The organism is Caulobacter sp. GW821-FHT10A06 (genome assembly GCF_059415805.1).
Genome location: NZ_JBWKNY010000004.1, coordinates 559962 through 581467, shown reverse-complemented (window position 1 = coordinate 581467; position 21506 = coordinate 559962). Strand labels below are relative to the sequence as shown.

Genomic DNA, 21506 nt, shown 5'->3' with positions numbered 1-21506 from the left:
AGCGTCGCCATGGGCCCCGACTCGAGGATTCGGACCAGCCTAGGTCCAGACATAGAGAAAGGGCCCGGCGTCGCCGCCGGGCCCTCCCAAGTCTTCAGTCGATTCGATCTTAGAAGTTGATCGAGATCGTGGAACGGCGGTTCAGCGGTTCCTTCACACCGTCGCCGGTAGCGACGGCCGGAGCGCTTTCACCCTTCCAGTCGACGCCGAGCACGGCAGCCGGGACGCCTTGCGAGACCAGCGCGTCAGCGACGGCCTTGGCGCGGCGTTCCGAGAGCTTGGCGTTGTACTTCGGCGAACCCGACGTGTCGGTGTGGCCGACGACGACGATCTTCGTCGCGTGACCATCGTTCGAGTACTTCGCGGCTTCCGTGACCACCGATTGCGCTTCCGTCGTCAGGACCGATTGGTCGAACGGGAAGTACACGATGAACTCGCGGGCCTCATACTGCGGCGGCGGCGGAGGCGGCGGCGGCGGGGGAGGCGGCGGAGGCGGAGGCGGCGGGGGAGGCGGCGGCGGCGGGGGCGGCGGCGGAGGCGGCGGCGACGCGAACGAGTAGCGGAGACCCACGGTCACCGACTGGTCCTTGTACTGGCCTTCGAAGGCGCCCGGCTGCAGCGAGTTCGAACCCAGCGACTGCCAGGTGTGCTCGCCGCCGGTGATGTAGCGGTAGGTGAAGTCGATCTTCAGCTTGTCCGTGGCCTTGATCGAGGCGCCGGCGATGGCTTGCCAAGCGATGGCGAGATCGTCGTCGTCAACGGTCAGGTTCTGGATGGCCGGGTTGGTCGCCGTGATGGCGCCCGGGACGCTGCTGAACTGACCCAGGGTCTTGACGTCCAGGCGGTTGATGCCGACGCCAGCGCCCAGGAAGGGGTTCAGCCACGAGCCCGGAGCGAAGTCATAAATGACGTTCGCCATCAGGGTCCAGGCTTCGATCGAGCCGTCCGGCGAGCCGCAGGTCGGGGCGGCGGCGGTGCGGGTGACGCCCGGGGTGCAGAGGCCGACCGGCACGCGTTGAGCCGGGCCGTGGACGCTCTTCAGGTCGCCGGGGCGATAGCCGCCTTCGACTTCAGCGCGCCAGTTCGGGTTGAACTGGTAGCCGAGGCGAACGAAGCCGGTCCAGTCCTTCTCGGACTTCCAGGCCCAGTGATAGTGAGCGCCGTCCGGAGCGTTTTGGTCCGACTCGGTCTTGATGCTCTGCGGCCAGTGGTAGCCAAGGTCGACCGCGCCGTACCAGCCGGTCTCTTGGGCCGAAACGCCCGACGCGGCGAACACCGCGGCCAGAGCAGCTCCTGCCAGGAGGTTGAGTTTCATAATTGAAGAGCCCTCTATTGCCCTGCCCAGGCCGGAGACCGACCGAGCACTGTTATACCAAGGCGAACGCCACGGGAAAGTGTCAGCAAAGACACACTCGTCAGGTTTCGCCCCCCTGCCCATTGCTCAGGAAAGCTAAACAAGACCGCCCCTCAGAATCAACTTCCGAGCGTGCCCGCCGTCATCCACGGAAGATAAGCGTCTGCTCCGCTGGGTTCGCACGTGAACCGTTTGCACGCAAGGGCTTGCGGCCAGGAAATGGTCAAGCATTCGCAGATCGTCGCCAAAAAACCTCACCTTTTGACGGGGTTGGTCAGGTCGTCGACCAACCTTGGCCAGACTCGGGCCTAATCCAGAGTGGTGCGATAGCGGGCCATGGCCAGGGCCGAGACGGCCAATACGAACACCCCGAGGGCGGAAAGACTTGGCCATAGCTGGGCGACGTCCAGGCCCTTCAGCAGGGCGCCGCGCACCACCCGAAGGAAGTGTGTCACCGGGATCACGCTGCCCAGGCCCTGCGCCCATTGCGGCATCCCACGGAATGGGAACATGAAGCCCGACAGCAGGATCGACGGGAAGATGTAGAAGAACGACATCTGCATCGCCTGCAGCTGGGTCCGGGCCACGGTCGAGATCAGGAACCCCAGGGCCAGCGAGCCGATGATGAACAGCACGACGCCCAGCGACAGCGCCGTCCAGCCGCCGGCCATCGGGATCGAAAACAGCGCCCGCGCCAGCATCAGGATCACCGCCGTCTGGATGATCCCGACGGCCACATAGGGCGCCAGCTTGCCGATCATCACCTCGATGGGCCGGGCGGGCGTGGCCAGCAGGCTCTCCATGGTGCCGCGCTCATACTCGCGGGTGACGCCCAGCGACGTCATCATCACCAGGGTCATCGACAGGATCACGCCCAGCAGGCCCGGCACGATGTTGTACGAGGTGATGGCTTCAGGATTGTAGCGGCGGTGGATCACCACCTCGAACGGATCGCCGCCGGGCTTGCTCACCGCGCCCACCAGATCCCGCGTCAGCGCCGTGCGCGGCAGGTTGGCCAGGGCCGCGATCGCCCCGCCGGTCGCGGCGGGATCCGAAGCGTCGGCCTCGACCAGGATCTGGGGCGCGTCGCCCCGCACCACGCGGCGGGTGAAGTCGGCGGGAATCGTCAGAGCGAACTGCGCCTCGCCACGCGCCACCGCGTCGTCCAGCTCCTTGGGCGAGGTCGCGGTGCGGACGATCTCGAAATAGCCGCTGTTGACCAGGGCCGACAGCGTCGAACGGGCCATCGGTCCCTGGTCCTGCACCAGCACCGCCGTCGGCAGGTCGCGCGGGTCGTTGTTGATGGCGTAGCCGAACAGCAAGAGCTGCACGATCGGCATGACCAGGATCATGGCGTAGGTCAGCCGATCGCGGGTGAGCTGGATGAACTCCTTGATCAGCACCGCCAGGATGCGGGCGCCGGAGAGACCTCCATGCTTCTCTTTGGGCGTGCTCATTGGAAGTTGTCCGACGACTGGCCCATCAGGCGGATGAAGACGTCTTCCAGGGTCGGCTGGACCTCGGTCCAGACCAGCGGCGGCTTTTTATAAGGCGCGATGGCGGCTTCCAGCGCCGCGCGGTCGGTCCCGCTGACATGCAGGGCCGCGCCGAACGGGGCGGCCATGATCACGCCGGGCTTGCCGGCCAGCTCACGAGCCAAGCGATCGGCCCCCTGCCCTTCGGCGCGGAAGGTGACCAGGCCGCTGTCGGCGATCACCTTATCCGCCGTGCCCCGCGCCATCAGCTTGCCGTAGGCGATATAGGCGATGTCGTGACAGCGCTCGGCCTCGTCCATGTAGTGGGTGGAGACCATGACGGTCAGGCCCTCGGCCGACAGGGCGTGGATCTCGTCCCAAAACTCGCGGCGGGCTTTCGGATCGACGCCGGCGGTGGGCTCGTCGAGCAGCAGCAGCTTGGGACCGTGCATGACGCTGGCGGCCAGGGCCAGGCGCTGCTTCCAGCCGCCGGACAGGCTGCCGGCCAGCTGCTTCTTGCGGGCGGTCAGGCCCAGGCGGTCCAGGCTGTCCTTCACCCGCTCACGGCGGCGGTCCAGCTCGTGGACGCGGGCCACGAAGTCGAGGTTCTCCTCGATCGACAAGTCCTCATAGAGCGAGAACTTCTGGGTCATGTAGCCGGTCTGGCGTTTGACCGCCTCGGCGTCCTGCCGGAAGTCCAGCCCCAGCACCCGCCCCTCACCGCTATCAGGGGTGAGCAGACCACACAGCATGCGCAGGGTAGTGGTCTTGCCCGAGCCGTTGGGGCCCAGGAAGCCGGTGATCCGCCCTCGCTCGACCTGGATCGAGACGTCCTGCACGACGTGGCGCGGCCCAAAGCTCTTGTTCAGCCCCCGGACATCGACGGCCAGGTCGCTCACCGCCCATTCTCCCTGGAAGAGCCCTCCAGCGGGACGACATCCACGGGCTGACCGGGAGCCAACGGCGCGCCGGGATCCGGCCGCGCCTCGACCAGGAACACCAACCGCTGGCGGGCCTCGCGGCTGTAGATCACCGGCGGGGTGAACTCCGAGCGCGGCGAGACATAGTTGATCCGCGCCGTCCGCTCGGGACCGCAGCCATCGCACGAGAACCGCACGGCCATGCCGGCCCGGTACCGCGCAACCTCGGCCTCCGGCACGAAGAACCGCAGGCGCACGCGGTCGTCAGCCAGCAGGGCCACGACCGGCTGGTTGGCGGCGGCCCATTCGCCGGGCTGGTAGAAGACGTCCTGCACCCGAGCGGCCTTGGGCGCGCGCGGGCTGATCTGGTCCAGACGGTCCTGGGCGCCGGCCAAGGCCTCGCGGGCCGAGGCGACGGAGCCTTGCGCGGCGCTGACCGCGTCCGGCCGCTGCCCCAGGGTCCCGACATCCTTGCGGCGCGCGACGGCGGCGGCGTTGGCGCGGGCGGTGTCCAGGGCGGCCTTGACCTGATCCAGGCGCACGGGGGCGTAGATGCCCTTCTTCACCAGCGGCGCGATGCGGTTGTAGTCGCTCTGCGCCTGGCGCACCTGGGCGTCGGCGGCGGCGCGCTCGGCGTCGAACACCGCCAGCTCCTGCGGGCGCTGGCCCTTCTGCGCGTCACGCAGCTGAGCCGTGGCGATGGCGACCTGGGCGGCGGCCTGGTCGCGGGCGGCGGTCAGTTGGGCGGCGTCCAGGGCGAACAAAGGCTGGCCGGCCTTGACCCGGTCGCCGCGCTGGACGGCCACGGTCGAGACGAGGCCAGCGTTCGCGGCCCCGACATAAAGCGTCTCGCCCTCGACATAACCCGACAGGCGGTGCGGACGATGGGCGTCCGGGCCGAGCAGCTTCCAGCCCAGGAAGCCGACGACACCCACGGCCGCGACGATGGCGATGATGCGGACGGGGGGCTTCACCGGCGGACGCCCGCTTGCGGCGCCAAGCCCGCCACGATCGTCTCGCGGTGCTGGACGATCAGGCCTTTCAGATCCATCGGCGGCGCGCCGACCGGCGTGAAAGTCTCCTGCCAGATCACCCCCATCAGAATGGGACCCATGATGCTGAAAGCCTGCAGACGCGGATCCCCCAGACGGACCTCGCCGCGCACCTGCGCTTTCTCAAGCGCCTTGATCAGCGCCGCCAACGCCCGACTGACGACCTCGTCGTGCCAGACCCGCGCCAGTTCCGGGAAATTGCGCGACTCGCCGATCACCAACTTGGCCACCGCGCCCAGGCGCGAGGTCTCCGCCATGTCGGCAAGGCGGGTGAACAGCAGACGCAGCAGATCAGGAAACGGGATGATCGTTTGGCTCAGCGCCTCCTCGACCATGCCGATGTTGGGCACCACCGCCTCGCGGACCACCGCGCGGAAAATGTCCTCCTTGGTCTCGAAATAGAGATACAGCGCGCCCTTCGAGATCCCGGCCCGCGCCGCGATCTCGTCCAGCTTCGCGGCGGCAAAGCCCTTTTCCGCGAACACCTCGAGCGCCGCCTGGACGATCTCGCCAGGCCGCGCCTCGCTGCGCCGCCGCCATTTGGGGGAACCGGCCTGCATTTTCCTGACCCGATATATAACTGACTGGTCGGTTATATATCGGGTCTGTGGAAAACTCAAGCTCCCGGAGTTCGGAGGGCCCTACCCTTCCGCCGTGACCAGCCAGCAGGCCGAGGTCATCTGGGCGACGCCGTCCTTGACGTACGGCTCCAGCGCGATCGCCACGGCGTCCCAGACCGTGTCCCGCAGGTCCTCGTCGGCGTCCTTGAGGATCGGGTTCAGCGGCCCGACCCGCAGGCTCATGGTCATCAGTTCGTCGAAGGAGAGCGGGGTCGTCACGTCCAGCGGCGCGATCTCGACGCCCTGCCAGCCGCTGGCCTCCAGGATGCCGCGCATGCGCTCGGCGTCGGCGAAGGCGAAACGGCCCGGCGCGTCCTTCTCGAACCTCGGCATCTCCGGCAGCAGCGGCGCGGCGGCGTGCAGCGGGACCAGCGCCAGCGGGTTCTCCTCAGGACTGCGCCAAGCGGCGAAGGCCAGTCGGCCGCCAGGCTTCAGCCCCGTGCGCAGGTTGGCGAAGGCCGCCACCGGATCGGGGAAGAACATCACCCCGAACCGCGAGACGATGGCGTCGTACTCGGCCTTGAAGCTGTGGGTCTGGGCGTCGGCCAGCAGGAACTCGACGCCCTCGACACCGTCTTCGCCCGCGCGGCGGCGGGCCAGCTCGACCAGGGCCGGCGAGATGTCGACCCCAACCGCCCGCCCCGTGGGACCGGTCTGCCAGGCCGCCGCGAAGGTGGTCGCGCCCGAGCCGCAGCCGACGTCCAGCACGGCCTCGCCGTTGACCAGGCCCGCGGCCTCGACCACCGCCTGCGCGATCGGCGCCATGATCCGGTCCAGCAGCGCCTGGTGCTCGACCCACACCCGGCCGGCGCGGTCCCAGTAGGCGGCCATGTCGCGGTCGGGGGTGGTGCTCATCGTCATCTCCGTCGTTGCCAGCATCGGCCTGTCCGCGCATCCTGCAAGTTCAAGCGCACTTGAGGTCAAGCGGTGTTCGACATCGATATTTCAGAACTCTCGAAACGCTCGGGCGTGCAGGCCTCGGCGCTGAGATTCTACGAGGAGAAGGGACTGATCGCCTCGACCGGGCGGCGGGGCCTCAAGCGGCTGTTCGCGCCGGACACGGCCGAGCGGCTGGCGCTGATCGCCCTGGGCCGCGCCTCGGGCTTCTCGTTGGACGAGATCGCCGGCATGCTTGATGGCCCGGACATCGACCGCGACCGCCTGCGCGCCAAGGCCGACGCCCTCGATCGCCGCATCGAGCAGCTGACCCGCATGCGCGACGGCCTGCGCCACGCCGCCGACTGCAAGGTCCCGCAGCTGATGGACTGCCCGCACTTCCTGCGCATCGTGAAGGTCGCCGGCGCCCGGCGGCGTTATCGCGCCGAGGCGCTCTAGGCGAACCTTTTGGCCCCAGCCACGCACAGCACGATCACGGCGGTGACGGCCAGCATGGCCGGCGCGACCGCCTCGTGCAGCAACAGGCCGGCCAGGGCCAGGCCGAAGAACGGCTGCAGCAGCTGCAGCTGCCCGACCTTGGCGATGCCGCCCAAGGCCAGGCCCCGGTACCAGAACACGAAGCCGATCAGCATGGAGAACACCGAGACATAGGCCAGACCCAGCCAGGCGCCGGCGTCGATCCCGCTCCAGGTCATCGGCAGGGTGACTACCGCCAGGATCGCCATCACCGGCAGGGCCAGGACCAGCGCCCAGCAGATGACCTGCCAGCCGCCCAGCCGCCGCGACAGCACCGCGCCCTCGGCATAACCCAGGCCGCAGGCGACGATCGCCGCCACCATCAGAAGATCGCCGACCACCGAGCCAGACCCGCCGCGCGAGACGGCGAAACCGGCCACCGACAGGCTGCCGATCACGGAGAAGATCCAGAAAGCAGGCTTGGGCCGCTCGCCGCCGCGCAGCACGCCGAACAGCGCCGTCGCCAGCGGCAGCAGGCCGACGAAGACGACCGAGTGGGCGGCGTCGATATGCTGCAGCGCCAGGCCGGTCAGCAGCGGAAACCCGACCACCACGCCTAAGGCTACCACCAGCAGCGGCCGCACGTCCGATGCGGCGGGCCGCTTCTGCCGGAACACAAACAGCAACGCCGCGCCCAGCAGGGCGGCGATCACCGCGCGGGCGCAGGTGAGGAACACCGGCCCGAACCCGCCGATCGCCACACGGGTGGCCGGCAGTGAACCGCTGAAGATGATCACGCCCAGGAGCCCGCTGCCCCAGCCTTTGGATGTCTGTTCCATGCCCGGGCTTTAGGAGCTCCGCCCCGCCAACCCCAGGAACAATCGATACGATCCGAACCGAACTGTATGCTATCAATAGCCATACAGTTTAGGACCGCCCGATGGCCAAGCCCGCCAGCCGCACCGACGAGGTTATGCGCGCGATCCGCGCCCGCATCGCCAGCCGCGCCCTGACGCATGGCGAGCGCCTGCCGTCGATCCGCGTCCTGGCCGCGACCCTGAAGGTTTCCCCGTCCACCGTGGTCGAGGCCTATGACCGCCTGGCGGCCGAGGGCGTGGTGCGCTCGCGGCCGGGCTCGGGTTTCTATGTCTCGGAAGGCGTGGCGACGCCGGCCGTCAATGAGCTCCAGCCCCGCGCCGACCGCGCCATCGATCCGCTGTGGGTCTCGCGCCAGTCGCTGGACGCCTCGGCCCAGGCGCTGAAGCCCGGCTGCGGCTGGCTGCCGCCCGACTGGATGCCGGGCGCGATCCTGCGCAAGGCGATGCGGGGCCTGTCGCACGCGGGCGACGAGGCGCTGGTCGAGTACGGCCACTCACGCGGCCTGCTGGATCTGCGCCAGCTCTTGGCCCGCCGCGCCGCCGCCGACGGGCTGGACGCGTCCCCCGAGCAGATCCTGCTGACCGCCTCGGGCACCCAGGCCATCGACCTGATCTGTCGTTTCCTGCTCAAGCCCGGTGACGCGGTGCTGGTCGACGATCCCTGCTACTTCAACTTCCAGGCCCTGCTGCGCGCCCACCAGGTGCGGATCGTCAGCGCGCCCTACACGCCCACCGGCCCGGACCTGGCGCGTTTCGCCCAGGTGCTGACTGCCGAGCGGCCGCGCCTCTACATCACCAACTCGGCGATCCACAATCCGACCGGCGCCAGCCTGTCGGCCCAGACCGCCCACAAGCTGCTGACCATCGCCTCGGCGCATGGGCTGGTCATCGTCGAGGACGACATCTTCGCCGAGTTCGAGCCCGACCCCTCCCCGCGCCTGGCCGCCTTCGACGGCTTGGTGAACGTCATCCGCATCGGCAGTTTCTCCAAGACCCTGTCGGCCTCGGTGCGCTGCGGCTACATCGCCGCGCGGCCCGACTGGATCGAGGCCCTGGTCGACCTGCAGGTGGCCACCAATTTCGGCGGGGCCAGCCCGGTGGCGGCGCGACTAGTCTTCGACAGCCTGATGGACACTGGCTATCGCCGCCACGTCGAGGCCTTGCGCCGGCGGCTCTCAGGCTCGCGCCGCGACGCCACGACTCGCCTGGCTAATCTAGGCGTGAAGCCGTGGGTCACCCCGCGCGGCGGCTTCTACCTGTGGGGCCGGCTGCCGGACGGAAAAGACGCCTCGGACCTGGCCCGCACAGCCCTGGAGCAGGACGTCATCCTGGCCCCCGGCAACGTGTTCAGCGCCGCCCAGACCGCCCCGGACTTCATGCGTTTCAACGTCGCCCAGATGCAGGACCCGCGCGTCTTTTCAGTGTTGAAGGCGGCCCTGGCCTAGGCCGGCGTCCGCAGGATCTTGGCCATCGCCTTGCCCTTGGCCAGCTCGTCGATCAGCTTGTCCAGATAGCGGATCTCACGCATCAGCGGCTCTTCGACGTTTTCGACCCGCACGCCGCAGACCGTGCCGGTGATCAGCGCCCGCGCCGGGTTCAGCCGGGCTTGGGCGAAGAAGTTTTCAAAGTCGGTCTTGTCGGCGATCCGCGCCTCCAGCTCGTCCTGGGAAAAGCCGGTCAGCCACAGGATGATCTCGTCGACCTCCTCCTTGGTCCGCCCCTTCTTCTGCGCCTTGGCGACATAGGCCGGATAAACGCTGGCAAAGCTCATGGCGTAGATGCGGTGGCTCATCCGACGGCCTCGCCCTGCGACTGCGCCCAGCCCTTGGTCGCCGCGCAGACGTCCATCGCCCGGCCATAGGCCGGCCGCGCCGTGGTGCGGGCGACATAGGCCTGCTGAACCTCGCTGAGGTCGTAGCCCCCTGCCCGCTTGGCGAACTGCAGGGCGTAGGTCACCGAGATGTCGGCCGCCGTGAACGCCTCGCCGGCCATGTAGGGCGCGCGCTCCAGCTGGCGGTTCACCAGCCGCAGGCGGCCCTCGAACATCCGCACGCCCTTGCGAGCGCCCCAATTGTCCTTCTCGTCATCGGGGGCCAGGATCTGGCTGACCACCCGCATGAACATCGGCATCGCCAGGCCCGCCTCGCCCAGGTGCAGGAACTGCTGATAGGCGGGGAAGGCCGGATCCAGCGGCCCGGGGGCCAGCGGCGTCGGGCCGTGGCGGGCCATCAGATATTCCATGATGGCGATGGACTCGACCATGGTGACGTCGCCGTCGCGGATCGCCGGGATGAAGCCGGCCGGATTGATGGCCATGAACTCGGTGTCGTTCTCGACCCCGGCCAGCATGTCCACCGGCCGCAGCCGATAGGGCAGCCCCATCTCCTCCAGCAGCCATGCGACCCGAAAGCCCCGACCTTCGCCGTAGAGGGTGATCATGACCGCAGGCTCCCTTGTGGTTGGACCTACTCTATGTCGCGGATATCGAAACGCGCCACCTTGCCGTCGCGAAACGTGAAGGCGTGGCCGACCGTCTTGTCCTTGAGGCCGTGCGTCTGGCCTTCCAGCGGATTGCCGTCGAGGTCGCGGATGGTCTGGATGACCTCGGCGACCACCGCCCCGTCGGCGGCGCGACGGAAGCCGACCGGCTCGACGTGGGGGCTGATCATCGACCACTGACGGGTCCAGTAGTCGCGGACCGCCGCCTGCCCCTGCTCGTGGCCGCCGTCCATGCCGTTGGCCCAGGCGACGTCGTCGGTCAGCCAGGCCATGACGCCGTCGATGTCACGGGCGTTGAAGCGGTCGTACAGGCCTTCGAGAACCTTGATTTCGGCGTCCATGGGATCGCTCCTTGCCAATTACATATGCACGTATGTATCTAGGCGTGATGGAACGCAAGGGAAGAGCCGCAATGGATGTGCTGTCGACGCCGGGCCACCTGATCAGCCTGGCCGCCCGGGGCTTCGGCCGGCTCAGCGAGGCGCGGCTGAAGCCGCTGGGCTTTGGCCTGGGCCACGTGCCGGTGCTGGTCGCGCTGCGCGACGGCCAGGCCAGCACCCAGCGGGATCTGGCCCGCTTCGCCAAGGTCGAGCAGCCGCCGATGGCCCAGATGCTGGCCCGCATGGAACGCGACGGCCTGATCCGCCGCACGCCCGATCCCGCCGATGGCCGCAGCAGCCGGGTCACCCTGACGGAGGCCGCCGAGGCGCGCCTGCCGGATGCGGTCGCCACCCTGCTCGCGGGCAATCAGGAGGTGCTGGACGGCTTCTCGGACGCCGAGACGCAGCAGTTGGTCGGCCTGCTGCAGCGCCTGCTGACCAACCTCGACCGGATCACCAGCTAGCGCGCCGCGATCCCGACGATCTCGACCGCATAGTCCGGCCGCGCCAGGCGCGACTCCACCGTCGCGCGGGCCGGCGGGTTCTCGGTGTTGACCCACGCATCCCAGGCCTTGTTCATCTCGTCGAAGCCGGCGATGTCGGCCAGGTAGATGGTGACGCTGACCAGCGCCGCCTTGGTCACCCCGGCCTGGGCCAGGGTGTCGTCGATCTGGGCCAGCACTTCCTGCGTCTGGACAAAGACCGACTGCCCGCGCGTCTCCTCGGCCACGTGGCCGGCCAGGAACACCAGGCCATGGGCGGCGACCGCGTCGCTCCAGCGTTGGGCCTTGCCAATACGTTCGATCATGAAAACTCCTACTTCGGCGGCGGGAGGCTCTAGCTCCAGCTGTCGATGGCGACCCGCCATTTGCCGTCGGTGTCGCGGTGATACACGGTCACGCCCATGCCCTCATCCGGGTAGGCTTGGCCAGTCTTCTTGTCGGTATTGGCACCTTGCAGGCGTAGCGCTCGAACGCCCAGTCGACGGCGACCGTGAAGCCGATCGAGGCCTTCTCCCACTTGAACGTACCGGGATTGGCAAGCGTCAGCTCTGACGCCGCCTATGAGGGCGATGGAAAATCACACCCTCAATGATTGCATATTGGAAGATCGGCGTTATCGTTGGAAACACGATGAACGGGGGCTCATCGATGCGATCCACGAACACTCATTTCTCGCACTCGCCAAGCTCATCGGAGGCCGCGACGTGACGGAGACCCCGAACGCGGACGTCAACTCCGCCAAGCGCTACGACTGGGTGCTCGAAACGCTGAAGGTCGCCGCGTCCTTGGCCATGCCGCTGATCATCTTCCTGCTTGGCCAGGACCTCACGAAGAAAGATCAAGCGCGCCAAAGTAAACAATGGGACATCGAACAAGCTCGCGAAGCCAGCCAGTGGAAGTTGGAGTTCGATCGTCGAGGTCTAGACAGAAAAGAAGACAACGACCGCAAGGATGCGCAAGAGGCGCGACAGAACCGACAGAAGGAGATCGACAGTCAGCTGCTCGCTGAGCGAACCAAGGCTCAAGGCGAGCGAGACGAGCGTGTGCGATTGGCGGCGATCGCTCGGGAACAAGCCGCCCTGGACCTGGAAGTCCACAAGCAAGCCACGCTCGACGACGAGCGGGTCTATGCCCAACAGCAGGTGGCGTTGAAGACGCTTACAGAGTCGATGGCCCGCGCCTACACCATATTGAAGGTCGTGGAAGAAAAGGCAGACCTGATCGTCGCGAAGCCGCCGGAGAGCCAAAACTGGCAAGAACTGAAGCCCGTTCTGGCGGAATTCCAAAGAGCCTCGGCGAACTTCGAGCCCGAGCGACGAGCGAGCCTAAACACTTTCCGGCGCTTCATGGCGGATAGAGAATTTAGGTATATCGAAGCCGCTACAGGCGTCGTTTCGAGAAAATTATCCGGCGCACATACCTGTTACGAGCCCCTGGTATCAGGTCAATACCAACAAACGGCACCCATATCACCAGTAAATTTAATTGAAGAATGTAAGTTTATTGTGCAAAATTCATACGAATGCATAAATGACTATAGCTGGTATGTATCTGGACAGATGATAAAATCCAAGGCATCGTCACCCATCTTCTCTGAACAGAATTTTCTCTGCAATAATCGGAATCGCTACTGACGAACACTACCGCAACGTCGCGTCGCGCAGGCGCCGGCGCCTTCCTCCCAGGGCGTCCGGGCGGTTCAGCACCTTGCGGTATTCGTCGCGGCGTTCGTGGATCGAGGCGATGACCAGGCCCATCGGGACGCCGATATCGACCAGCACGGCTTCAGAGAGCTGCAAGCTGGCCTCGATGGTCTCGGGCACAGCGTCGGTGGCGCCCAGTTCGTACAGGCGGGCGGCGTGGCGGGCGTCGCGGGCGCGGACCACGATCGGCACGTCGGGGCGCTCGCCACGGGCGGCGGCAACCACGGCCTCGGCGACCTCGAAGGCGTCCATGGTGACCACTACCGCTTTGGCCGTAGCAAGGCCGCAGCGCTCCAGGAGCTCGATGCGCGAGGCGTCGCCGTAGTAGATGCGAGCGCCGTCGCGGCGGCCCTGCTCGACCAGGCGGGCGTCGCGCTCGACGGCGATCCACGACAGGTCGTGGCGGCCCAGCATGTCGCCGACCAGCTTGCCGACCCGGCCATAACCGATGACCAGCACTTGGCCGGCGGGCTCGGGACCGACGCGGTCGGGCTCGCGCTCGGTGGAGGGCGGGGCCTCGCTGACCGGCAGGGGCGCGCTCTTGCGGCCCAGATACCCGCCCAAAGCCGCCAGGCCGGGGATCAGGAACATGGTCAGGGTGGCCGAGACCAGCACCGCCTGGCCGATGGCCGGCGAGACGACCCGGGCGCTCATGGCGTTGTCCAGCAAGACGAAGGCGAACTCGCCGCCGGCCGCCAGGATCAGGGCCGCCTCGATGGCCGCACGCTTGTTCAGGCCCATGACCAGGCCGCTGCCGAACACCACCGCCGTCTTCAGGACCAGCAGGCCGACGGCCGTGGCCAGGATCGCGCCCGGCTGGGCGGCCAGCAGGGAGAGATCCAGACGGATGCCCAACGACACGAAGAACAGGCTGAGCAGCAGGCCCTTGAACGGCTCGATCTTGACCTCGACCTCGTGGCGATACTCGGTCTCGGCCAGGAGGACGCCGGCCACGAAGGCGCCCAGCGCCATGGACAGGCCCGACAGGGCCGCGACCATGCCCGCGCCGATGATCACCAGCAGGCAGGCGGCCATGAACATCTCTTCGCTCTTGGCCTTGGCGACGGATTTCAGCATCGGCCGCAGGGCCAGGCGCCCGACCAGCACGATGACGCCCAGGCCGATGGCGGCGGGGGCCAGGGCCAGCAGGTCCTTCAGCTGGAACGTGCCGTTGCCGCGCCCCAGGATCGCCAGGGTGATCAGGATCGGCGCGACGGCCAGGTCCTGGAACAGCAGCACCGAGAAGGTGGCGCGGCCGGCTTCCGAATGCAGGCGGCGGCGCTCGGCCAGCACCGGCACGGCGATGGCGGTCGAGGACAGGGTCAGGGCCGCGCCGATGGTCAGGGCCGCCACGGGATCCTGGCCCAGCAGCATGGCGCCGGCGCCCAGGGCCAGCGAGCAGCCGATCACCTGGATCGCGCCCAGGCCGAACACCCACTTGCGCATCAGCCGCAGGCGCTCCCACGAGAGCTCCAGCCCGATCATGAACAGCAGGAACACCACCCCGAACTCGGCCAGCTGGGCGATTTCGTCGGGGTTGTCGACGGTGAAGTAGTCGAGCCACGGCGCGACGTGGATGAACCGGCCCAGGCCGTACGGCCCCAGGATCACCCCGGCCAGCAGATAGCCCAGGATGGTGTTGATCTTCAGGCGCTTGAAGATCGGCGCGACAATGCCGGCGGTCGCCAGGAACAGGACCAGGTCCTTGTAGCTCTCTGGTGAAACCTCGTGCGCCACTGCCCCTCTCTTTCGTTTGTCGCGCGTCCGGGCGGCGAACCGCCCACACTTCGCCTGACGCGCTCGGCGTCCTTAAACCGGTCGCTTCAGCCGCACGCCCGGTCCTGCCTCGTCCGCCACGATCAAGGACACCCCGCCAGCCTCGATCGCGTCGATCAGGAGGCGTTCGGTGCTATGGTGCAAGGCGTGGCGCTCGGTCTCGAAGTCCTTGACCGTGCTGCGCGACACGCCCGCCTTGTCGGCGAGCTCTCCCTGGGACCAATTGATCAGTCCCCGGGCGGCCCGGCACTGGGCCGGAAGGAGAATTTTTGCGTGCGGCATCTGGCGTACCTGGGTTTAATCACCCATATTGGTTGAGTACGCCCGAAAAAGCTGATCGTCAAGGAGAGCCTTTGCACCACACCTCGCTGATCGCCACCATCGTCGCGGGCCTGGGCCTGGCCTTCGTCTTCGGCGCCATCGCCAACCGGCTGAAGCTGCCGGTCCTCGTCGGTTACCTGCTCGCGGGCGTGCTGGTCGGGCCGTTTACGCCCGGCTATGTCGCTGATCAGGAGCTGGCCCCGCAGCTGGCCGAGATCGGCGTCATCCTGCTGATGTTCGGGGTCGGCCTGCACTTCTCGCTGAAGGACCTGATGGCGGTGAAGAACATCGCCATCCCCGGCGCGGTCGTGCAGATCGGCGCGGCGACGGTGATGGGCCTTGGCCTGGCGGTCGCGCTGGGCTGGAGCGTCGGCGCCGGCGTGGTGTTCGGCCTGGCGCTGTCGGTCGCCTCGACCGTGGTGCTGCTGCGCGCCCTGCAGGAGCGACGGCTGATCGAGACCGGGCGCGGCAAGATCGCGGTCGGCTGGCTGATCGTCGAGGACCTGGCCATGGTGCTGGCGCTGGTCCTGCTGCCGGCCCTGTCGGGCGTGCTGGGCGGCGAGGCCCCGGCCAACCAGACCGGCGGCGTCGGCCTGGCCTTCGCCATCACCATCGGCAAGGTCGTGGCGTTCGTGGCCTTCATGCTGATCGTCGGCCGCCGGGTCATCCCGTGGATCCTGCACCGCATCGCCCACACCGGCTCGCGCGAGCTGTTCCGCCTGGCGGTGCTGGCCATCGCGCTGGGCGTCGCGTTCGGCTCGGCCGCCCTCTTTGGCGTGTCGTTCGCCCTGGGGGCCTTCTTCGCCGGCATGATCATGGCCGAGAGCGAGCTGTCGCAGCAGGCCGCCAACGAGACCCTGCCGCTGCGCGACGCCTTCGCGGTGCTGTTCTTCGTCTCGATCGGCATGCTGTTCGACCCCAGCGTCCTGCTGCGCGAGCCGCTGGCGGTGCTGGCGACCCTGGCCATCATCGTGGTCGGCAAGTCGATCGCCGCCCTGGTCATCGTGCTGGCCTTCCGCCGCCCGATGAGCACGGCCCTGACCATCTCGGTCAGTCTGGCCCAGATCGGCGAGTTCTCGTTCATCCTGGCCGGCCTGGGCGTGTCGCTGAAGCTGCTGCCCGAGAACGGCCGCGACCTGGTTTTGGCCGGCGCCATCCTGTCGATCCTGGTCAACCCGCTGCTGTTCGCCTGGCTGGACCGCCTGTTGCCCAAGATGATCGCCAAGGAGCGCGAGGCCTCGGGCGAGCCGCCGATCCCGGCCGCCGCCAAGCCGCACGCCCTGCTGATCGGCTACGGCCGCGTCGGCAAGGCCGTGGCCGAGGGCCTCAAGGGCAAGACCCCGCTGGTGGTGATCGAGGACGACGTCGAGCGCGCCGAGGACCTGCGCAAGGCCGGCTTCGAGACCATCGGCGGCAATGCGGTCAAGCCCGAGGTGCTGCTCAAGGCCGGCCTGGACAAAGCCACCCACCTGTTCGTCGCCGTGCCCAATCCGTTCGAGGCGGCTCGCATCATCGAACAGGCCCGCGCGGCAAACCCCAAGTGCGAGATCATCGCCCGCGCCTATACCGACGCCGACGTGACCCTGCTCAAGGAGATGGGCGCCACCCACGCCCTGATCGGCGAGGAAGAGATCGCCAAGGGCATGCTGGCCCGCGCCCCGAAGAAGAAGCCGCCGGCGAGCGCGGGGCATCATTGAGGCCCGCCCTCGTCCTTCGACAGGCTCAGGATGAGGACTACTGCGAGCTCGGCGCCTAAATAGAAACCTCACCCTGAGCCTGTCGAAGGGCGAGGTTTCGGCCCCACAGCCGTTTTTCGCTGGTCATAACCCCCCGTGAGCGGTAACCGCCGGACATGATCGAACGTCACCCCTCCGGCGGCTACATCCTGGAAGAACTGTCCGTCGGGATGGTCGCCGAGAAACAGGTCCCTGTCACCGAAGCGCGCATCGGCCTGTTCGCCGAGGCCTCGGACGACTTCAACCCCGTCCACATGGACGAGGCCTTCGCCAGCAAGACCGCCTATCGCGGCCGCATCGCCCATGGCCTGCTGTCGGCCTCGTTTGGCTCGGCGGTCGTCGGCACCATCCTGCCCGGGGCCGGCTCGATCTACCTGTCGCAGACCTTGGCCTTCCACAAGCCGGTGCGGATCGGCGACGTCGTCACGGCGCGTGTGACCGTGGCCGCCATCGATCCGGAAAGCGCCCGCGTCACCCTGCGCTGCGAAGGCCTGGTCGGCGACGAACCGATCATGGACGGCGAGGCGGTTGTCCGCGTGCCGCGCAGACGCAAGCCGGCCAGCCGGGGCTAGCCCTCCCCGCCTTGCGGCGACGCACGGGCTTGGCCATGGTGCCCCTTCGTTTTTCGGGGGAGCGCATGCGTAAAGTTCTGTTCGGCCTGTCGGGCCTGGCCCTGCTGGCCACCACCGCCCACGCGGCGGCCGATCCTGGCGCCAACGCCCCCGTCCAATACGAGGTCTCGTTCGAGAACGCCGCCCACCACGAGGCGCAGATCGTCGCCACTTATCGCGGCGCGCCCAAGGGGCCGCTGCGCCTGCGGATGTCGCGCTCGTCGCCCGGCCGCTACGCGATCCACGAGTTCGCCAAGAACGTCTACAAGGTCAGCGCCGTCGACGGGGCCGGCAAGCCGCTGACCGTCGAGCGCACCGATCCCTACGGCTGGACCGTCACCGGCCACGACGGCACCGTGAAGGTCACCTACACGCTGTACGCCGACCGCGGCGACGGCACCTATTCCCAGGTCGACGCCACCCACGCCCACCTGAACATGCCCGCGACCTTCCTGTGGGCCGACGGTTATGACGACAAGCCGATCCGCGTGGCCTTCAAGCGCGCCGATCCCAGCTGGCGGGTCGCCACCCAGCTGCCGCCCGCCACGGGAGCGGCCGACACGTACTGGGCGCCGAACCTGCAGTACTTCATGGACAGCCCGACCGAGATCAGCGCCTTCACCCTGCGCGAATGGAAGGTCACCGACCAGGGCCGCGACTACACCTTCCGCCTGGCGCTGCATAACCCGGGCACGGACGAGGACGCCGACAAGTTCGTGGCGAAACTGAAGGCCATCGTCCCCGAGCACATCAAGGTGTTCGGCGAGCTGCCGAAGTTCGACCACGGGACCTACACCTTCATCGCCGACTACATGCCGCAGATCACCGGCGACGGCATGGAGCACCGCAACTCGACCTTCATCAGCCAGCCCCGCTCGCTGTTCCGGGGCAATTTCAGCCAGCTGGGCACGGCCAGCCACGAGTTCTTCCACGCCTGGAACGTCGAACGCATCCGCCCCGCCGAGCTGGAGCCGTTCGACTTCACCAAGGCCAACCCAACCCCGTCGCTGTGGCTGGCCGAGGGCTTCACGCAGTATTACGGCCCGCTGCTGATCCGCCGCGCCGGCCAGTCGACCACCGACGAGTACCTGACCGCCCTCTCCGGCACGCTGAACGGCGTCATCACCGGTCCGGGGCGCCTGTACGGCTCGCCGCAGGAGATGAGCCTGCGCGCGCCGTTCGTCGACGCCGCCGCCGCGCTGGACCCGACCAATCCAAACATCTTCACCTCGTACTATCCGTACGGCGCGGTGATCGGCCTGGCGCTGGACCTGCAGTTGCGCGGCCGCGAAAAGCCGCTCAGCCTCGACGACTTCATGAAGCGCATGTGGAAGACCCACGGCGCGCCGGAAAAGCCCTACAAGCCCGCCGACATCCGCGCCGCCCTGGCCCAGACCACGGGTGATGCGAAGTTCGCCGACGCCTTCTTCAAGGCCAGCATCGAAGGCTCGGCCCTGCCCGACTTCGCCCCGCTGCTGGAACAGGCCGGCCTGAAGCTGCGCCCGAAAGCGCCGAAGAAGGCCTGGCTGGGCGCGTCGCGCGTCAGGGCCAACGGCGCCGAGCCGATCCTCGACGCCCCGCCGGTCCCGAACAGCCCGCTCTACGCCGCCGGCCTGGAAGTCGGCGACCGTATCGTCAGCATCGGGCGTTTCGAGTTCGCCAACGAGGCCGACTGGACCGACGCTCTCGACCGCCTCAAGCCGGACGACGCCACGACCATCAAGTTCGTCCAGCGCGGCCAGGTGCGCGAGGCCCCGCTGAAGGTCGCCGCCGACCCGACGCTGGAAGTCGTGCGCTTCGAAAAGGCCGACCTGAAACCCACCGACGCGCAGCTGGCCTTCCGCAAGGCCTGGCTGGGCGCGGAGCCCGACGCGGCGAAGTAGCCCCGCCGCCTCGGGCCCGTCCTCGCCCTTCGACAAGCTCAGGGTGAGGACTATGGGTAGGACCGTTCAGTAGAAAACCTCATCCTGAGCTTGTCGAAGGACGAGGTTTTCGGTCCCCTAGTCCCTGGGGATCGCGAAAGGCCCCGCTTGCGTTGTGAAGGTTCAACCGGAGCCAACACATGACCCGCACTCTTCTGACCTTCACCCTGATCGCCGCCCTCACCGGCCTGGCCGCCTGCGACAAGGAAGCCGGCCGCAAGCAGGAGACCGTCGGCAAGGTCGAGTCCGGCGTCGGCACGTTGGTCGGCGACAAAGACCTCAAGGCCGAGGGCAAGAAGGACAAGGTCGCCGGCAACGTGAAGCAGGGCGATCTGAAGGACGCGGTCAAGGACGCCAAGAAGTAGCTACGACAGGCGCAGGCGGAACGTCGCGCCGCCGCCCGGCGTCTCTTCCACGAACGCCTGGCCGCCGTGCAGCAGGGCCGCCTGCTTGACGATGGCCAGGCCCAGGCCCGCGCCGGGATGGTCGTCATTGCGCCGCCAGAACGGGTCGAACACCAGCTCGCGCTCATGCGGCGGCACGCCCGGGCCGTGGTCGATGACCCGTAGTTCGTCAGCGTCCGGCACGCGCACCTCCACCGCGCCGCCGACCGGCTCGGCGCGGATGGCGTTGTTGACCAGGTTGGTCAGCGCCCCCTCGATCACGCGCCGGCTGCCGCGCACCATCCGTCGTTCGACATCGGGGACCAAAGCCAGGTCGCGGCCCTGCGCCAAGGCCAGCGGCGTGCAGTCGGCGACGACGTCGCGGGCCAGGGCCACCAGGTCGAAGGTCTCGTCGCGCGGCGCGTCGGCGATCTCCAGCCGCGCCACCAGCAGCAGCTGATCGACCAGGGTCCGCATCCGCTCCAGGTCGCGGCGCATGGCCAGCTGGTCGTCGGAAGCCGGCTGGCTGTCGATGCGGGCGGCCAGCACGGCCAGCGGGGTGCGCAGCTCGTGGGCGGCCTCGGCGGCGATGCGCTGCTGGCGGCGCACGCCCTGGTCCAGGCGATCCAGCGCCGCGTTGATGGCCCCGATCAGCCCGGCCAGCTCGCTGGGCACGCCCTCGCCGACCGGCAGGCGCAGGTCGCGGCGGCGGATATCGATGCGGGCGGCCTCGCGCCCGGCCTGCTGCAAGGGCCGCAGCGCCCGGCCGATGACGAACGGCGTCACCGCCGCCGCCCCCAGCATGACCAGGATCATCACCCGCACCAGATAGGCGCCCATATAGAGGCCCAGCGCCGGCAGGTCGGCCAGCCGCAGCCGGTTGCCGACCCCGACCACCACGATGTCGCCGAACGGCCCGCCGCGCGTCGTCGCCGTGGCGGTCTCGCCCGCCAGCGGCCCCTGGCTGAAGACGAAGGTGGCGCTGATGAAGGCCGGCGCGCCCTGGTCGCGCAACGCCTGCGCCAGCACCGGCGACGAGCCGGGCAGGATCCGCGTCCCTTGCAGGGCCGCGATCTCGACGCTCGGACGCTCGGCGCGGAAGGCCTTCAGCGCCGGCGTCTCGCCCAGCGCCAGCTGGCCGTCGGGCCCGCGCCGGATCGCCGCCATGACCACCTCCTCCAGGTGCATCTGGGCGAAGGCGTATTCGTCGCCGGGCTGGCGCCAGAGGAACAGCGTGACGGCCATGGCCAGCACCGAGACCAGCGACTGGACCAGCACGAACCAGACGATCAGCCGCGCGGCCAGGGAGGACGAGAGACGCCTCATAGGGCCTTCAGCATGTAGCCGACATTGCGCACCGGATGGATCATCACCCCGGCCCCGCCCTCGTTCAGGCGGCGACGCAGGCGCGAGACGTGGGCGTCCAGCGCCTTGGGCTGCACCTCGTCGTCCAGGCCGTAGACGGCGTCCAGCAGGGCGTCGCGCTGGATCACCCGCCCGACCCGCCGGGCCAGGGCCTCCAGCACCAACAGCTCGCGCCGGCCCAGGGTCAGGGGCGTCTCGTCGATGCTGGCCTCGCGCGTCTGCAGGTCGAACGACAGCCGCCCGCATACCACCGGCGCGGCGGCCTCGCCGCCCGGCCGCCGCAGCGCCGCGCGGATGCGGGCCATCAGCTCATCGGTGAAGAAGGGCTTGGTCAGGTAGTCGTCGGCCCCGGCATCCAGCCCCCGCACCTTGTCGTCCAGACGGTCCTGGGCGGTCAGCAGGATGACCGCCGCGCCCGGCTGGGCGGCGCGGATGGCGGGGATCAGCGACAGCCCCTCGCCGTCGGGCAGGCCCCGATCCAGCAACACCAGCGAAAACCGCGCCGTCTTCAGGATCTCCCGCGCCAGATCGATCGACCCCGCCACATCCACCAGCAGCCCCGCTCGCGCCAGATTGCTGGCCACCAGCCGAGCCATCTCCGGTTCGTCCTCGATCAGTAGAATACGCGTCATGTCCAGCCCGTCGCCCGAGGGCG

General features: G+C 68.3%; 24 protein-coding genes. 8 read left to right on the top strand and 16 right to left on the bottom strand.

The window, feature by feature from the left end; all coding sequences use genetic code 11:
- Positions 1-109 precede the first annotated feature (109 nt).
- The 6 genes from AC07NF_RS14315 to AC07NF_RS14290 all read right to left on the bottom strand — a co-directional run bounded on the left by AC07NF_RS14315 (position 110) and on the right by AC07NF_RS14290 (position 6276).
- The gene (locus AC07NF_RS14315) at positions 110-1315 is read right to left on the bottom strand and encodes an OmpA family protein (RefSeq protein ID WP_492815712.1); all 1206 of its coding nucleotides are present in this window, start codon (positions 1313-1315) and stop codon (positions 110-112) included.
- 347 nt (positions 1316-1662) lie between these two features.
- Positions 1663-2811 (bottom strand): ABC transporter permease, encoded by a 1149-nt coding sequence (locus tag AC07NF_RS14310; RefSeq protein WP_494626866.1) that lies wholly within the window; start codon positions 2809-2811, stop codon positions 1663-1665.
- On the bottom strand, positions 2808-3728 hold the full coding sequence (locus AC07NF_RS14305) for an ABC transporter ATP-binding protein (protein WP_494626863.1): 921 nt from the start codon (positions 3726-3728) through the stop codon (positions 2808-2810). The genes AC07NF_RS14310 and AC07NF_RS14305 overlap by 4 nt, the downstream gene beginning before the upstream one ends.
- The gene (locus AC07NF_RS14300) at positions 3725-4723 is read right to left on the bottom strand and encodes an HlyD family secretion protein (protein ID WP_494626861.1); all 999 of its coding nucleotides are present in this window, start codon (positions 4721-4723) and stop codon (positions 3725-3727) included. Before AC07NF_RS14300 ends, AC07NF_RS14305 begins: the two co-directional genes overlap by 4 nt.
- Positions 4720-5361 carry a TetR/AcrR family transcriptional regulator gene (locus tag AC07NF_RS14295; protein ID WP_494626859.1) on the bottom strand — a complete coding sequence of 214 codons (642 nt, stop codon included), beginning with the start codon at positions 5359-5361 and terminating at the stop codon, positions 4720-4722. The genes AC07NF_RS14300 and AC07NF_RS14295 overlap by 4 nt, the downstream gene beginning before the upstream one ends.
- Positions 5362-5442: 81 nt before the next feature.
- Positions 5443-6276 (bottom strand): class I SAM-dependent methyltransferase, encoded by an 834-nt coding sequence (locus AC07NF_RS14290; protein ID WP_494626857.1) that lies wholly within the window; start codon positions 6274-6276, stop codon positions 5443-5445.
- 72 nt (positions 6277-6348) lie between these two features.
- On the opposite strand from AC07NF_RS14290, the gene AC07NF_RS14285 reads away from it, so the two are divergent.
- Complete coding sequence (locus AC07NF_RS14285) at positions 6349-6756, top strand: helix-turn-helix domain-containing protein (protein ID WP_494626855.1); 408 nt, start codon at positions 6349-6351, stop codon at positions 6754-6756.
- Here AC07NF_RS14285 and AC07NF_RS14280 read toward each other — a convergent pair.
- Positions 6753-7613 carry a DMT family transporter gene (locus AC07NF_RS14280; protein WP_494626853.1) on the bottom strand — a complete coding sequence of 287 codons (861 nt, stop codon included), beginning with the start codon at positions 7611-7613 and terminating at the stop codon, positions 6753-6755. The two genes, AC07NF_RS14285 and AC07NF_RS14280, sit on opposite strands and share 4 nt — an antisense overlap.
- Before the next feature lie 101 nt (positions 7614-7714).
- Between AC07NF_RS14280 and AC07NF_RS14275 the strand changes: the two genes are divergently transcribed.
- On the top strand, positions 7715-9097 hold the full coding sequence (locus tag AC07NF_RS14275) for an aminotransferase-like domain-containing protein (RefSeq protein WP_494626851.1): 1383 nt from the start codon (positions 7715-7717) through the stop codon (positions 9095-9097).
- On the opposite strand, the gene AC07NF_RS14270 is transcribed toward AC07NF_RS14275, so the two are convergent.
- The 3 genes from AC07NF_RS14270 to AC07NF_RS14260 are packed head-to-tail and all read right to left on the bottom strand — an operon-like array spanning position 9094 to position 10492.
- Positions 9094-9444 carry a DUF2200 domain-containing protein gene (locus AC07NF_RS14270; RefSeq protein ID WP_492815721.1) on the bottom strand — a complete coding sequence of 117 codons (351 nt, stop codon included), beginning with the start codon at positions 9442-9444 and terminating at the stop codon, positions 9094-9096. The two genes, AC07NF_RS14275 and AC07NF_RS14270, sit on opposite strands and share 4 nt — an antisense overlap.
- Positions 9441-10091, bottom strand: a complete 651-nt coding sequence (locus AC07NF_RS14265; protein WP_494626848.1) for a glutathione S-transferase family protein — start codon at positions 10089-10091, stop codon at positions 9441-9443. The genes AC07NF_RS14270 and AC07NF_RS14265 overlap by 4 nt, the downstream gene beginning before the upstream one ends.
- Positions 10092-10117: 26 nt before the next feature.
- A complete protein-coding gene (locus AC07NF_RS14260) occupies positions 10118-10492 on the bottom strand; it encodes a nuclear transport factor 2 family protein (RefSeq protein WP_494626845.1) in 375 nt (124 codons plus the stop codon).
- A 71-nt stretch (positions 10493-10563) separates the two neighbouring features.
- On the opposite strand from AC07NF_RS14260, the gene AC07NF_RS14255 reads away from it, so the two are divergent.
- On the top strand, positions 10564-10995 hold the full coding sequence (locus tag AC07NF_RS14255) for a MarR family winged helix-turn-helix transcriptional regulator (protein ID WP_494626843.1): 432 nt from the start codon (positions 10564-10566) through the stop codon (positions 10993-10995).
- Here the strand turns inward: AC07NF_RS14255 and AC07NF_RS14250 are convergent.
- Together AC07NF_RS14250 and AC07NF_RS14245 are read right to left on the bottom strand one after the other, a co-directional pair.
- The gene (locus AC07NF_RS14250; protein WP_494626841.1) at positions 10992-11339 is read right to left on the bottom strand and encodes a RidA family protein; all 348 of its coding nucleotides are present in this window, start codon (positions 11337-11339) and stop codon (positions 10992-10994) included. The genes AC07NF_RS14255 and AC07NF_RS14250 overlap by 4 nt on opposite strands.
- A 29-nt stretch (positions 11340-11368) precedes the next feature.
- The gene (locus AC07NF_RS14245; protein ID WP_494626839.1) at positions 11369-11551 is read right to left on the bottom strand and encodes a hypothetical protein; all 183 of its coding nucleotides are present in this window, start codon (positions 11549-11551) and stop codon (positions 11369-11371) included.
- Between the two features lie 52 nt (positions 11552-11603).
- On the opposite strand from AC07NF_RS14245, the gene AC07NF_RS14240 reads away from it, so the two are divergent.
- Complete coding sequence (locus AC07NF_RS14240; protein WP_494626837.1) at positions 11604-12668, top strand: hypothetical protein; 1065 nt, start codon at positions 11604-11606, stop codon at positions 12666-12668.
- 6 nt (positions 12669-12674) lie between these two features.
- Here the strand turns inward: AC07NF_RS14240 and AC07NF_RS14235 are convergent, their stop codons facing one another.
- Positions 12675-14474, bottom strand: a complete 1800-nt coding sequence (locus tag AC07NF_RS14235; RefSeq protein ID WP_494626835.1) for a cation:proton antiporter domain-containing protein — start codon at positions 14472-14474, stop codon at positions 12675-12677.
- A gap of 72 nt (positions 14475-14546) precedes the next feature.
- Complete coding sequence (locus tag AC07NF_RS14230; protein WP_291872164.1) at positions 14547-14795, bottom strand: helix-turn-helix domain-containing protein; 249 nt, start codon at positions 14793-14795, stop codon at positions 14547-14549.
- Between the two features lie 71 nt (positions 14796-14866).
- On the opposite strand from AC07NF_RS14230, the gene ybaL reads away from it, so the two are divergent.
- The 4 genes from ybaL (at position 14867) to AC07NF_RS14210 (ending at position 19468) form a co-directional block, all read left to right on the top strand.
- Positions 14867-16531 carry a YbaL family putative K(+) efflux transporter gene (gene ybaL, locus AC07NF_RS14225; RefSeq protein ID WP_494626832.1) on the top strand — a complete coding sequence of 555 codons (1665 nt, stop codon included), beginning with the start codon at positions 14867-14869 and terminating at the stop codon, positions 16529-16531.
- A gap of 155 nt (positions 16532-16686) precedes the next feature.
- Complete coding sequence (locus AC07NF_RS14220) at positions 16687-17142, top strand: MaoC family dehydratase (protein ID WP_494626830.1); 456 nt, start codon at positions 16687-16689, stop codon at positions 17140-17142.
- 65 nt (positions 17143-17207) lie between these two features.
- Complete coding sequence (locus AC07NF_RS14215; protein ID WP_494626827.1) at positions 17208-19064, top strand: M61 family metallopeptidase; 1857 nt, start codon at positions 17208-17210, stop codon at positions 19062-19064.
- A 179-nt stretch (positions 19065-19243) separates the two neighbouring features.
- Complete coding sequence (locus tag AC07NF_RS14210) at positions 19244-19468, top strand: CsbD family protein (protein ID WP_492815729.1); 225 nt, start codon at positions 19244-19246, stop codon at positions 19466-19468.
- On the opposite strand, the gene AC07NF_RS14205 is transcribed toward AC07NF_RS14210, so the two are convergent.
- Together AC07NF_RS14205 and AC07NF_RS14200 are read right to left on the bottom strand one after the other, a co-directional pair.
- On the bottom strand, positions 19469-20812 hold the full coding sequence (locus AC07NF_RS14205; RefSeq protein WP_494626824.1) for a sensor histidine kinase: 1344 nt from the start codon (positions 20810-20812) through the stop codon (positions 19469-19471). It abuts the gene before it with no gap.
- Complete coding sequence (locus tag AC07NF_RS14200; protein WP_454718244.1) at positions 20809-21483, bottom strand: response regulator transcription factor; 675 nt, start codon at positions 21481-21483, stop codon at positions 20809-20811. Before AC07NF_RS14200 ends, AC07NF_RS14205 begins: the two co-directional genes overlap by 4 nt.
- Between the last annotated feature and the right edge of the window lie 23 nt (positions 21484-21506).